The 12,229-nt window shown below is 75.0% G+C and carries 10 protein-coding genes; 3 read left to right on the plus strand and 7 right to left on the minus strand.

The window, feature by feature from the left end; genetic code table 11:
• The first annotated feature begins 104 nt into the window (after positions 1 to 104).
• Entirely contained in the window at positions 105 to 311 is a 207-nt protein-coding gene (locus ABUL08_RS11165; protein WP_350937163.1) for a hypothetical protein, read from the plus strand.
• Positions 312 to 547: 236 nt separating this feature from the next.
• Here ABUL08_RS11165 and ABUL08_RS11170 read toward each other — a convergent pair whose 3' ends face one another.
• The 4 genes from ABUL08_RS11170 to ABUL08_RS11185 all read right to left on the minus strand — a co-directional run bounded on the left by ABUL08_RS11170 (position 548) and on the right by ABUL08_RS11185 (position 7,176).
• On the minus strand, positions 548 to 2,653 hold the full coding sequence (locus tag ABUL08_RS11170) for an APC family permease (protein ID WP_350937166.1): 2,106 nt from the start codon (positions 2,651 to 2,653) through the stop codon (positions 548 to 550).
• A 123-nt stretch (positions 2,654 to 2,776) separates the two neighbouring features.
• Positions 2,777 to 3,205, minus strand: a complete 429-nt coding sequence (locus tag ABUL08_RS11175) for a hypothetical protein (protein ID WP_350937168.1) — start codon at positions 3,203 to 3,205, stop codon at positions 2,777 to 2,779.
• A gap of 139 nt (positions 3,206 to 3,344) precedes the next feature.
• On the minus strand, positions 3,345 to 4,115 hold the full coding sequence (locus ABUL08_RS11180) for a DUF5995 family protein (RefSeq protein WP_350937170.1): 771 nt from the start codon (positions 4,113 to 4,115) through the stop codon (positions 3,345 to 3,347).
• Between the two features lie 118 nt (positions 4,116 to 4,233).
• The gene (locus tag ABUL08_RS11185; protein WP_350937172.1) at positions 4,234 to 7,176 is read right to left on the minus strand and encodes a helix-turn-helix transcriptional regulator; all 2,943 of its coding nucleotides are present in this window, start codon (positions 7,174 to 7,176) and stop codon (positions 4,234 to 4,236) included.
• Between the two features lie 187 nt (positions 7,177 to 7,363).
• Between ABUL08_RS11185 and ABUL08_RS11190 the strand changes: the two genes are divergently transcribed.
• Together ABUL08_RS11190 and ABUL08_RS11195 are read left to right on the plus strand one after the other, a co-directional pair.
• Positions 7,364 to 9,664: an adenylate/guanylate cyclase domain-containing protein gene (locus tag ABUL08_RS11190; RefSeq protein ID WP_350937175.1), complete on the plus strand. Its 2,301-nt coding sequence runs from the start codon at positions 7,364 to 7,366 to the stop codon at positions 9,662 to 9,664.
• Entirely contained in the window at positions 9,661 to 9,789 is a 129-nt protein-coding gene (locus tag ABUL08_RS11195; protein ID WP_350937177.1) for a hypothetical protein, read from the plus strand. The genes ABUL08_RS11190 and ABUL08_RS11195 overlap by 4 nt, the downstream gene beginning before the upstream one ends.
• 67 nt (positions 9,790 to 9,856) lie before the next feature.
• Here the strand turns inward: ABUL08_RS11195 and ABUL08_RS11200 are convergent, their stop codons facing one another.
• From ABUL08_RS11200 to paaK, 3 genes are read right to left on the minus strand one after another with little or no spacing between them, the layout of a single operon-like run.
• Positions 9,857 to 10,423, minus strand: coding sequence for a dienelactone hydrolase family protein (locus tag ABUL08_RS11200; protein ID WP_350937179.1), 567 nt, complete (start codon positions 10,421 to 10,423; stop codon positions 9,857 to 9,859).
• A 54-nt stretch (positions 10,424 to 10,477) separates the two neighbouring features.
• The gene (gene paaI / locus ABUL08_RS11205) at positions 10,478 to 10,891 is read right to left on the minus strand and encodes a hydroxyphenylacetyl-CoA thioesterase PaaI (protein ID WP_350937181.1); all 414 of its coding nucleotides are present in this window, start codon (positions 10,889 to 10,891) and stop codon (positions 10,478 to 10,480) included.
• Between the two features lies 1 nt (position 10,892).
• Positions 10,893 to 12,200 carry a phenylacetate--CoA ligase PaaK gene (gene paaK, locus ABUL08_RS11210; RefSeq protein WP_350937183.1) on the minus strand — a complete coding sequence of 436 codons (1,308 nt, stop codon included), beginning with the start codon at positions 12,198 to 12,200 and terminating at the stop codon, positions 10,893 to 10,895.
• Positions 12,201 to 12,229: the final 29 nt, after the last annotated feature.

Below are 12,229 nucleotides of genomic sequence, written 5' to 3' on the forward strand. Positions count from 1 at the left end.
TGCCGGGAAGGGTCCGACTGACCGGTACCGATCATCGTTAGCCGTTCATCGCGATTGGGTACATGGCCTCCACCTCGATCCACCACGACCCCCGGAGGCACATCATGCGCGGCACCTCGATTCTCGGCGTCATCGTCGTCATCTGGCTGATCATCGGCGCCATCGCCGCCGGCCAGCGGGGCTACTACGGCAACGACCAGACCAACTGCGCCGAGGCCGGCACGATTCTGGTCACGATCGTCGCCGGACCGCTGAACTACATCGGCGCCAACCCGAAGATCGACTGCAAGCTCCCGGAGCCCTCGAAGTAGGACCGGTTCTGCTCCGCCCGGCCCGCGCCCCGCTCCCCCGCGGCGCGGGCCTTCTGCTGTCCTCGCGACCCCCCTCACCACCTGCAGGCCGTCCTAGGAGGCTGGGTTACAGGGAACGGCCCACGGGCCGCACGATCGTGCTCGATCCAGGAAGTAGTGGGGTCGGAGGGCGTCCGAGGCCACTCGATCCGGGATCGAGCACGATCATGGCGGTCGGCGGACAGCGAGGGGGACCGTCAGCCGCCGACGTGGATGCCGGGGCGGCGGGAGGGGTCGGGCTCGGACTTGCGGATGATCTCGCGGACCACCGGCGGGGTGTCGCCCCGGCCGAGGATCAGATAGCGCAGCAGGTGGGCGATCGGGTTGCCCTCGGACCACTCGAAGTGGGCGTGCGGGCGTACCCCGGTGGCGTCGCGGAGGGCGAGCAGGATCGCGGCGATGGCGTTCGGGGCGGCCGGGCTGCTGGCCCGCAGGATGCGGTAGCCGCCCACCTCCACGCCGTGCACCCGCAGCACCTGGCTGAACTGCGACGGGTCCGTCACGTCGATCTCCAGGAAGAGCACGTCGGCGGCGCCCGGCACCGGGTTCATCCCCCGCTGCGCCCGCTCCTTGACCCGGTACTCCTTGACCGAGCCGCTCTGCCGCTTGTTGGCGATCAGGTGCAGCCGGCCGTCGTGGGCCAGCGAGTCGGCGATGAAGCGCCGGGCCGCCTCGTCGAACTCGATCCGCTCGGCCCGCAGCTCGGTGGTCCGGGTGACCCGGGAGATCAGCGAGACGGCGATGATGCCGGCGATGAAGAGCGCGGAGATGGCGATGCCGTCCGGCTTCTCGATCACGTTCTCGGCGAGGGCGTAGAGCAGCACGGCGGTCAGCACCGTGAAGCCGATCCCGGCGAACACGTGCTGGGCCCGGTACGCCGCGATGGTCACCGCGATCGCCCCGGAGACCATCATCGCCAGGATCCCGGTGGCGTACGCGCCGGCCTGGGCGTTGACGTCGGCGCGGAAGGCCACGGTGATGGCGATGCTGATCACCGTGTAGACGAGGACCACCGGGCGGACCGCCCGGCCCCACTCCGGCGCCATGCCGTACGACGGCAGGTAGCGGGGCACGATGTTGATCAGGCCGGCCATCGCCGAGGCACCGGCGAACCAGAGGATCAGCACGCTGCTGATGTCGTAGACGGTGCCGAACGCCTCGCCCAGGTGCTCGTGCGCCAGCCAGGCCAACGCCCGCCCGCTGGCCGCGCCGCCCGGCGCGAACTCCTTCGGCGGGATCAGCACGGTGGTGACGAAGGTCGTGGCGATCAGGTACACCGACATGATCAGCGCGGCGGCGGTCAGCAGCCGGCGGGTGTTGCGGATCCGGGCGTCCAGCCGGGCCTGCGGGTCGGCGCCCTCCCCCTTGACCAGCGGCATCATGCTCACCCCGGTCTCGAAGCCGGAGAGCCCCAGGACCAGCAGCGGGAACGCCAGCACGGCCGGACCGGCCAGGTCGGTGAAGCCCGTCCCCGACGCGGTCAGCCGGGACGTCCAGTCCGCCAGCACGCCCGGGTCGGCGGCGATCTCGGCCAGCCCGACGACCACGATGACCGCGTTGAGCAGGAGGAAGACCACCACCAGCGGGATGGCGACCTGGACCGCCTCGCTGAACCCCAGCAGGAAGACGCCACCGAGGATGAGCAGCAGCACCACCGTCACGACCACCGCCGCCGTGGTGCCGTGCGGGAACGAGGACGGCAGGTAGGGGTTCTCCAGCAGGTGGACGGTGGCGTCGGCGGCGGAGAGGGTGATCGTGATGATCCACGAGGTGGCCACGAAGCCGAGCAGGACCAGCACGAAGAGCTTGCCGCGCCAGAACGGCAGCAGCCGCTCCAGCATCGCCACCGAGCCCTGCCCGTGCGGGCTCTCCCGGGCCACCCGCCGGTACATGGGCAGCATGCCGAAGAGCGTCAGCGCCACGATGAGCAGGGTGGCCAGCGGCGAGAGTGCCCCGGCCGCGACCGCCGCGATGGCCGGCAGGTAGGACAGCGTGGAGAAGTAGTCCACCCCGGTCAGGCACATCACCTGCCACCAGGGGTGGGACCTGGCCTCGGTCTCGCGGGTCTCCGGGCCGACCGGCTGCACCCGGTGCTGGAACAGCCACCGGGTCAGCCCGCTGGCGGGCTCGGGCGGCCGGACCGGGCTCTCCACGCACTCGGGGACGCCGGCCGGGCCGCCCCGGGAGCGCCCGGCCCGTTCCGGGTCCCGCGCCGCCCGCAGTGCCCGACCGGGACCGGACGGGGCGTGGTTGCGCCGCCCCTGGGTCCGTCGCGGTGGTGTCCCGTCCTGCCCGTCCGCCATCTGCATCCTTCCGGTTCTGCCCCGACCGTAGGCGGTACCCACGGCGTCGCCCGTCGGAACCGGTCAAGCCGGAAAGATCATCGGAGCGCGTGGGGAGCGTAACTCCGCGGGCCGCGACCGGGGTCAGCCGGCCGGCGGGAGGCGCAGCGCCCGGAGCAGACCGTCCGGGTCGGCGACGGTCACCGTGGCCGCGGGGTGGCGCAGCCACCGCCCGGGGGCCAGGGCGGGCACCGGGTCGGCGAAGCGCAGGCAGACGCCGGCCGTGGTGCCGGTGCCGAAGGTGACCCCGCCGTCGGCCAGGGAGAGGTGCGGACCGACCGCACGCCACCAGCGGTACGGTCCACCGGCCTGCGCCCCGATGAGGTTGTCGCGTGCGGTGCGCAGCCGCCACGGGCCGAACCGGATGGTCAGCGTGTCGGCGTCCAACTCGACCCCGGTCGTCTCCGGTCGGACCCCGAGCAGCGCCAGCGGCAGCCGGAACGGCGGGTCGAAGCGGAAGCCGAACCGGCCCGACGGGTGGGCCGGCACCCGGCCCGCAGCGCTGCTCGCCATGCCGGGGCGTACCCGGTGGGGGCCGGCCGACACACCGCTGAGGCGCTCCGACCGGTCGGGCCGGTCGGGCCGGAGGTGCCGGACGACGACGTCCCCGCGTCCCGCCGGGTCGGCGGAACGCGGGGACCCCCCGTCCCGGCTACTGCAGGAAGGCCCCGAGGGGCGAGAGCAGCAGCCGACCGAGCCGCGCGGCGTTCTCGTCCAGCCGCGTCCGCTCACACTCGCGGGCCTCCGGGTCGTGCCGGCAGCGCCAGATCTTCTGCGCGTTGCGCCAGGCCACGTTCCGGGTGTACTCGACCAGTTCGCCCTGGTACCAGTCGTCGATGTCGCCGTTCACCATGTCGATCATGAGCTGCCAGTGATCCAGGTAGCCCCGGCGCAGCTCGGGGATCCGCTCGGCGAAGATCTTGTTGATCTCCAGGTAGTCGCGGTGCTGGTCGCTGTCGTCGACCGGCTCGGACTCCAGGCTGTCGAACGTGGTGACCAGCGCGAACGGCAGGTCGAAGTTGATGTGCGCGTTGACCCCGGCGGCGGCCGAGGGCAGCGGCCGGGCGTCCGGGCCACGCAGCCGGTGGAAGAGGCAGGACCACGCCTTCGGGGTGCTCGGGCTCGACTCGGTCCAGAACCGCATCGCGTCGAAGTAGCGGGCGGCGAACTCCACGTCGAGCCGGGCCAGGAAGACCGGGTCGGCGAACCGGTCGTCGTACAGGCCGTCCAGGACGGTGCTGGTGATGACCAGATAGAGCTTGTTGAAGTCCGCGAGGGGACAGCTCGCCTCCAGCGGAGGGATCCGGACCAGCAGGTCCTGGAGCTTGGTGAGGTGGTCCACCACCGCCGGCACGTCCGCCGGGTGGTCGGCGAGCAGCCCGACGATGTCCTGGTGCACGGGACCCCAGACAGGTTCGGTCATCGCTCCTCCACTGTGTCCGGGGTGGACGGCACACCACCGGTGACGCAGGAGAGCCTGCCATCCAGCCACCGGCCGCCGGATCAGTAGAACGACGTATTCGGAACCGTCCGACGTACGTCTAGTCCGGCCGGTTGCGCAGGAAGATCGCGCTGGCCTGCACCCGGGTGCGGACCTGGAGCTTGTCGAAGATGTGCGACACGTGCACGCCGATGGTCCGTTCGCTGATGAACAGCCGCTGACCGATCTCCTTGTTGGTCAGCCCCTCGGCCACCGCGGCGAGCACCTCCCGTTCCCGGGCGGTGAGCACGGCCAGCTCGTCGACGGTCGGCTCCACCACCGCCGCCGCGGCCCGCGTCCGCACCGGCGCCGGGTCGCCCGGCCGCTCCTGCAACGCCACCCGGGCCCGGCCCGCCAGGGTACGGATCTCGCTGCTCAGGGGCGCCGCGCCCAGCCCCTGCGCCATCTCGTGCGCCTGCCGCAGCAGCTTTCCCGCCGTCGCCACCCGGCTGCGCCGGGCCAGCAGCGCCTCGGCCTGCCGCAGCCGCGAGTACGCCGCCGGGTACGGGTGCTGACGCCGGTCCCACTCCGCCGCCGAACGGGCCCACAGCTCCGGGTCACCCCGACCGTCGAGCCGGCTCACCTCGGCCTCGCAGAGCACCAGGAAGCCGTCCACGATGTACCGCACCGGCCGGGCCGCGTGCTCACTCTTGCGGCGCACCCGGTCGACCACCTCGCGCAGTCGGCGTACCGCCTGCTCGTCCACGGCGACGGTGCGGCTGGCGTGCGCCTCCGCCTCGGCGCGCAGCCCGTGCCAGGCCAGGGTGGCCAGCACGATGACGTCGTCGGAGCGGCTCTCGGTAAGCCCCCGCTGGACGGCCTGCCGGGCCACGTCGTGCCGCCCCTCCCACATGGCCAGGCCGGCCCGCAGGATCAGCATCGGCAGCACGTGCCGGGCACCCCCGCCGGCCAGCATCGTGGCCACCGCCTCCAGGTCCCGGTCGGAGGCCTCGATGTCGCCGTACCCGACGGAGAGCCGGCAGCGGGCCAGCAGCAGCTCCACCGCGTCCGCCCCGGACGGGCGGTGCCGCAGCGCCGCCGCGACCACCTTCTCCGCCTCGGCCCACTGCCCCACCCGGAACAGCCCGTTGGTGGCGATCGCCAGCAGCCGGGTCTCCCAGGTGCGGCCCAGCCCCAGCTCGGCGACCCGCTCCGCGCCCCGGCGGGCGACCACCACCCCCTCCTCCAGGATGTTCAGCGGCCCGGTCAGCAGCTCCGCCAGGTGCAGGTACGCGCACGCCACGTCCTCCGGCCGGCCGGAGCGCTCGGCGGTCTCCAGGGCCTGCCGCATCACCGCCAGCCCGGCCTCCGGATCCTCCAGGTACGCCTCGCTGAACCCGAGCGCGGCGCTGGCCAGCACCACCTCCGAGGTGGAGCCCTCGACCTCGGCGGCCAGCTCCAGCGCCTCCCGGGCACGCCGGCCGGCGTCGGCGTACCGGCCGAGGTGCAGCAGCAGTTCGGCCAGGTGCGCGGCGGCGGTGGCCCGCTCCCGGGGCGTGCAGTCGGCGGCCTCCAGCGCGCGCCGGTACTCCGCCTCGGCGGGGGCTGACCGGCCGGCGGCGGCGAGATAGCGGGCCCGCCGGATGTGCAGGGCGCAGGGCGGCGGACCGGCCGCGTCCCCGGCCAGCTCCTCCAGCAGGGCCAGCGCCCGGGCGTGCTCACCGCAGTGGTGTGCCGCCTCGGCGGCGTGCTCCAGCAACTCGGCACGGTCCACCGCACGGTCGGGCCGGTCGGCGTCCGGCGGGCCGCCCGTCGGCGCGGCGACCAGCTGCAACGCGGCCGACCAGTGCCGGTGCGCCTCGGCGTACCCGTGCAGTCGCTCGGCCTCGCGCGCGGCGGCCATGGCGGCCGGCAGCGCCCGGGCCGGCTCCCCCGCCAACCGCCAGTGGTGGGCCAGCCGGGCCTGGTGCAGCTCCGCCGGGGCCGTGGTCAGCGCCTCGGCGTAGCGCCGGTGCAGGGCCGCGCGCTCGGCCGGCAGCAGCTCGTACGGGAGCACCTCGGCGACCAGCCGGTGCCGCAGCCGGTAACCGTCGTCGGCGCCGACCAGCAGGCGGTGCGCCACCGCCGCCCGGACCGCCTCGATCAGCTCGTCCTCGGGCAGCCGGACCACCTGCCCGAGCAGCCAGTGCCCGACCGGCTCGACGCCGGCCGCGACGGCGTGCACCACGGCGTGCGCGTGCTCCGGCAGCGCGTCCACCCGGGCCAGGAAGATCTCCCGCAGCGTGTCGGAGAGGCCGTCGCGCCCGTCGCGCAGGTCCCGGGCCAGCTCCTCCACCACGAACGGGTTGCCGCCGCTGCGCTGCCACACCTGGTCCGCCGCCTCCGCCGACAGCGGCGCGCCGACGATCGCGGCGGCGAGCCGGTCGGTGCCGGCGCGGTCCAGCGGCGTCAGGTCGAGCACCTGGACCGACCGCAGCCGGCGCAGCTCGGTGAGCACCCGGCGCAGCGGGTGGGCGCCCTGCAACGACTCGGCGCGGATCGCCGCCAGCACGGAGACGTGCAGGTCGCCCAGGCCCGCCAGGAGATAGAGCAGCAGTTGGCGGGTGCTCCGGTCGACCCACTGCAGGTCGTCCAGGACGAGCACCAGGGGCCGCCCGCCGGCGATCACGTGCAGCCCGCGGGAGACCCGTTCCAGCAGCGCGCCCGCGCCGTCCGGGCCGGGGGTCCCCTCGGTGAACACCTGCAACAGACCGCGGACCGCCGAGGAGGTGCGGGCCTGCGCGGCGGTCAGCTCGGCGTCGAAGCGGCGCAGCGCCTGCAGCAGCGGGTGCAGCGGGGAGGCGTCGCCGATGTCGAGGCAGGAACCGGTGAGCACCAGGGCGCCCGCGCCGCGCAGCTCGACGGCGACCTCCCGCAGCAGCCGGGTCTTGCCCACGCCGCTCTCGCCGGTGAGGAAGACCGCCGCGGTGTGCCCGGGCCCGAGGTCGTCCAGCAGCGCCGAACGGAGCTTCGTGAGCTGGTCGGCGCGGCCGACGAGCGGCGTGCTGTCCACATCGCTGGCCATGGCACGCAGCCTAATCACAGGTTCCCCGGGTGTTCTACGGGCTCAGGGCCCCTGTGGTACTCCTCGCGTCGACTTTGCGACTAAAGGTTGCGGCTGCTCGACATACGTCGTCCTACCGATCCCCCGACGACCCGGTGGTGAAAGTCTCCGGAGGTCGTCAGGCGTACGGGGGAAAGGGGCGGGGCCAATGTCCACGATCGTCACCGGGGCGGAACTCGTCACCTCGGCCCACTGGCCGGTACCGGAGGAGCGGCGCACCGTCACCGTGCTCTTCGCCGACATCGTCGGCTCCACCGGACTGGTGGAGCGGCTCGACCCCGAGGACGTCCGGGCGTTGCAGCGGGCGTACTTCGGCGCGGTGGCGGGGGTGCTGCGCCGGTGGAACGGGGTGGTGGAGAAGTACATCGGCGACGCGGTGGTGGCCCTGTTCGGGGCGGGCGGCTCGGACGGCTTCGACGCGTACCGGGCGGTGCGGGCGGGGCTGGAGATCCAGCGGGCCGTCGACCGGCGGATGCCCACCGGCACCCGGCTGCGGGTGCGGGTCGGCGTCGCCACCGGAGAGGCGCTGGTGGACGTCGCCGGCATCCGCGACGGTGGGCACGGCGCGGCCAGCGGCGCGGTGCTCACCACCGCCGCCCGCCTCCAGGAGTACGCCCCGCCCGGCGCCGTGGTGGTCTGCCCGGCCACCCGCCGGGCCACCGCCGGCCTGGTGGAACAGCGCCCCCTCGCCTCGATGACGCTGACCGGCAAGGCCCAGCCGCTGGACGTCTGGCGGGTCACCGGCGCGGCCCGGCCACGCCCCGCCCGGCACCACGGCCCGCTGGTCGGCCGCCGCCGCGAGCTCTCCACCGCCGGCGACGAGATCCTCCGGGCCGTGCGCGAGCGGCTGCCCCGCTGGGTGTCGCTGGTCGGGCCGGCCGGCAGCGGCCGCAGCCGCCTGCTGCACGAACTGGTCCGGGCGGTGCCGACGGTGGACGGCAGTCCGGTCCGCTGGTGCGTCACGCACTGCCCGCCGTACCCGGAGGGGCAGCTGGCGCCGCTGGCGGAGATGGTCCGCGGTTTCGCCGGCCTGCGCGCCACCGACCCGGCCGCGACCGTCCGCGGGCGGCTCGCCGCGGCGCTGGACGGGCTGGTCCCGGCGCAGCGGGCGGCGGCGGTGTCGGCGCTGGCCAACCTGCTCGCCGCCCCGGACGACGACACCGCCGCCCGGCTCGGCGCGCAGGTGTGGCGCCGGGTCCTGCTGGAGCTGGCCGCCACGCAGCCGGTGGTGGTCGCGGTGGACGACCTGGACCGGGCGACGCCCGCGCTGAACCGCTTCCTGCACGGTCTCTTCGCGGCGGCCGGCGAGCGACGGTTGCCGCTGGCGGTCGTCGCCACCCACGGACCGGGTCGGGCGGACGTGCTGCCCGGCGCCGCCGGCCGGTCCCGGCGGGTGCCGCTGCCGCCGCTGCGGGCCGTCGACACCGGACGGCTGCTGCGCCACCTGCTGGAGCGGGCCGGTCGCCCCGCCGCGCTGGCCGCGACGCTGCTGCCGCTGGTCGGCGGGAACCCCGGCGTGGCGGCGGCGTACGTCGCCGCCCGGGACGGGCACCGCCCGACCGACGCGGTGCCCGAGCCGGTACGCCGGGCCGTCGACGCCCGGTTGGACCGGCTCGACGGGGTGTCGCGGGCGGTGCTGATGGCTGCCGCCAGCCTCGACGGGGACGTCACCGCCGCGACGGTCGAGCGGCTGCTCGGGTGGGCTCCCGGCCGGGCCGGCGCGGTCCTGCGCGGGCTGGTCGCCGAGGGGCTGCTGCGGCCCACCCCGGCCGGTGGTCACCGGATCGCCGAGCCGACGGTGGCCCGGGTGGCCCGCGACCGGCTCCCCCGCGCGGTGCGCGACGAGTACGCCCGCCGATCCGCGTCGACCGACACCCGTCCGGGCGTCGCGGGCGGGGAGATCGGGCCCGGCCCGGCGACGGGACCGATGCCGCGCGGCGTCGACACCACCGGCTCGGCTGTTCCGGGCGGGCCGGTGTCCGGACCCGTCGGTCGGGGTGCGGCGCGACCGGCGACGGTCACCACACCGACCGGCCGGACGACCCACCACCGCCGGCCGGCGCGGCACGTCGCCGTACCCGGCGGCGGCATCCGGGCGCGTTCACTGACCGGCCCGGTCGGTGCGGGACGAACAGGTACCGCCACCGGCCACGACGACAGCCGCCGACCGGACGGCTCCGACGACACGCTCCGCGTCGTCGGCCCCGGCGACCTCCCGCGCACCCCGCCCGCACCCGGATTCGTCCTGTCACCCGTGCCGACCGACCCGGGCGGCAGCCTCCGACCGCTCCCGGCGACCCGCTCCGCCGGCCCGCGGGGACGGCCGCCGGCACCACCCGGGCCACCCGGTCGGGACCGGTCACGGCCACCGGCAGGTTCCCGGCGGCGTCCGGGTCCGGGTCAGGTGACGGCACTCCACACCGGACGGCGGACGCCCTCCGGCCGGTGACCACCGGGACGGGGTCCACCCACCGGTCGACCTCGCGAACAGCCGGCGGCCCCACCGACCGGTGGGGAGGCGGGCACACCGCCGCCGACGACCGCCGGTCCGGCCTGCTGCGCGCCGCCGCCTGAACCCGGGAGCCGGGCGGGCCCGAGGTCGGCGACGACCCGCCGGGTGCGCCGGACGGCCGGCCGGACCTCAGCGGCCGGCGAGGAAGGCCCGCACCCGTTCCCAGGCCAGCTCGGCGGACGCCCGGTCGTGGTCGGGCAGATCGGGATCGGTGAAGAGGTGACCGGGCCCCGGATAGCGGAACACCGACAGCTCGGCGCCGGCCCCGGACATCGCCCGCTGCCACTCGTCGACCTCGTGCGGCGGCTCGTACTCGTCGGGGTCGGCGAGGTGCAGCTGCACCGGCAGCCCCGGCCGCACCGCCTCCGGCGCGCCACCGGTGCCGTGCAGGAGCAGCAGCGCCGCCGCCTCGGGCCGCTCGGCGAGCAGCGCCCCGGCCACCCCGGCGCCGAGCGAGAACCCGGCCAGGACGGTGTCGGCCGGCAGGTCCCGCACCGCGGTCCGGGCCCGGTCGAGGACGGCGTCCCGGCCCACCTCGGCGAGCAGGGAGAAACCCTCCTCGACGGTGTCGACCGGCGGCAGCCCGTACAGGTCGGGGGTGACCACCTGGTGGCCGGCGGCCCGCAGCCGGTCGGCGGCGGCCCACACGGCGGGACGCAGCCCGTAGACCGAGTGGAAGAGCACGATCTGTCCCATCGGGACATCGTGCCGCAGACCGGCCGCGGACCGGGGCCGCCGGGCCGCAGCGGTTCAGTCGGCGCGGGACGCCAGGGTCCGGCTGCGGCCCCGGAACTCGGCGACCACCTCGTCGTCCCGCCACACCGTGACGTCGTAGATGCCGCTGCGGCCGTAGCGGGTGCGTTCGGTGGCGCGGGCCTCCAGCAGGTCACCCTCGCGTACCGGGCGGAGGAAGCTGATCTCGCCGCCGGCGGCCACCGTCGCCGGGCCGTGGCTGTTGCAGGCCAGCGCGAAGGCGGTGTCGGCCAGCAGGAAGACGAACCCGCCGTGCCCGATGGCGTGGCCGTTGAGCATCGCCGGGGTGACCCGCATCCGGGCCACCGCCGCCCCGTCGCCGGCCGAGACCAGCTCGATGCCGAGGCCCTTCGACGCCACGTCGGCGTCGAACATGTCGTACGCCGCGTTGCGGCCGCCCTGCTGCGTCATGTCAGCGGCCCCGCCGCTGGTCGACGATCCGGCGCATCTTGCCCATCGACCGCTCCACCCCGTCCGGCTCGATCACCCGCACCGCGACACTGACGCCGATGGTGTTCTTCACCTGCTCCACCAGCGTCGCGCCGGCCCGCTCGGCCTCGTCGGCGGCCACCCCGGCGCGGCGCTCCACGTTGACCGTGAGGGTGTCCAGCCGGCCCTGCCGGTCCAGTACGCACTGGAAGTGCGGCGACAGCGCGGGCAGCCGCAGGATCAGCTCCTCGATCTGGGTCGGGAAGACGTTCACCCCCCGTACGATCATCATGTCGTCGGTCCGGCCGGTGATCTTCTCGATCCGGCGCATCGGGCGGGCGGTGCCCGGCAGCAGCCGGGTCAGGTCCCGGGTGCGGTAGCGGACCACCGGCATCGCCTCCCGGGTCAGCGAGGTCAGCACCAGCTCGCCCCGCTCGCCGTCCGGCAGCACCGCGCCGGTGACCGGGTCGATGATCTCCGGGAAGAAGTGGTCCTCCCACAGGTGCGGACCGTCCTTGGTCTCGACGCACTCGACGGCCACCCCGGGACCCATCAGCTCCGACAGGCCGTAGATGTCCACCGCGTGGATGTCGAGGCGCTGCTCGATCTCGCGGCGCATGTCCTCGGTCCACGGCTCGGCGCCGAAGATGCCCACCTTCAGGCTGGTGCGCCGCGGGTCGACGCCCTGGCGTTCCAGCTCGTCCACGATGGCCAGCAGATAGCTCGGGGTCACCATGACGACGTCCGGCTCGAAGTCGCGGATCAGCAGCGCCTGCCGTTCGGTCATGCCACCGGAGACCGGGATGACCGTGCAGCCCAGCTCCTCGGCGCCGTAGTGCGCGCCGAGCCCGCCGGTGAAGAGACCGTAGCCGTACGCCACGTGCACCCGGTCGCCCGGACGACCACCGGCGGCACGGATCGACCGGGCCATCAGCCGCGCCCAGGTGTCCAGGTCGTTCCGGGTGTAGCCGACCACGGTGGGCCGGCCGGTGGTGCCGGACGAGGCGTGCAGCCGGGCGACCCGCTCCCGCGGCACGGCGAGCATGCCGAACGGGTAGTTCTCGCGCAGGTCGGCCTTGCCGGTGAACGGGAAGCGGGCCAGGTCGGCCAGCTCCCGACAGTCGTCCGGGTGCACCCCGGCGGCGGCGAAGGCCTGCCGGTAGTGCGGCACGTTGTCGTACGCGTGCCGCAGCGACCGGCGCAGCCGGTCCAGTTGCAGCGCCCGCAGCTCGTCGACGCCGGCCCGTTCGACGGGTTCCAGCTCCTCCGGACGAGGGGTGCGGTCCTGCACGGTGACCTCCTGCGTGACGCGTCCGGCGA

It is taken from the genome of Micromonospora sp. CCTCC AA 2012012 (genome assembly GCF_040499845.1).
Lineage (GTDB): Bacteria > Actinomycetota > Actinomycetes > Mycobacteriales > Micromonosporaceae > Micromonospora > Micromonospora mangrovi.

Coding starts and splice junctions, on each gene's coding strand:
- ABUL08_RS11170 (WP_350937166.1), bottom strand. CDS start 2,653: ATGGCGGACGGGCAGGACGGGACACCACCGCGACGGACCCAGGGGCGG.
- ABUL08_RS11200 (WP_350937179.1), bottom strand. CDS start 10,423: ATGGGACAGATCGTGCTCTTCCACTCGGTCTACGGGCTGCGTCCCGCC.
- ABUL08_RS11165 (WP_350937163.1), top strand. CDS start 105: ATGCGCGGCACCTCGATTCTCGGCGTCATCGTCGTCATCTGGCTGATC.
- ABUL08_RS11175 (WP_350937168.1), bottom strand. CDS start 3,205: ATGGCGAGCAGCGCTGCGGGCCGGGTGCCGGCCCACCCGTCGGGCCGG.
- ABUL08_RS11185 (WP_350937172.1), bottom strand. CDS start 7,176: ATGGCCAGCGATGTGGACAGCACGCCGCTCGTCGGCCGCGCCGACCAG.
- ABUL08_RS11180 (WP_350937170.1), bottom strand. CDS start 4,115: ATGACCGAACCTGTCTGGGGTCCCGTGCACCAGGACATCGTCGGGCTG.
- ABUL08_RS11190 (WP_350937175.1), top strand. CDS start 7,364: ATGTCCACGATCGTCACCGGGGCGGAACTCGTCACCTCGGCCCACTGG.
- paaI (WP_350937181.1), bottom strand. CDS start 10,891: ATGACGCAGCAGGGCGGCCGCAACGCGGCGTACGACATGTTCGACGCC.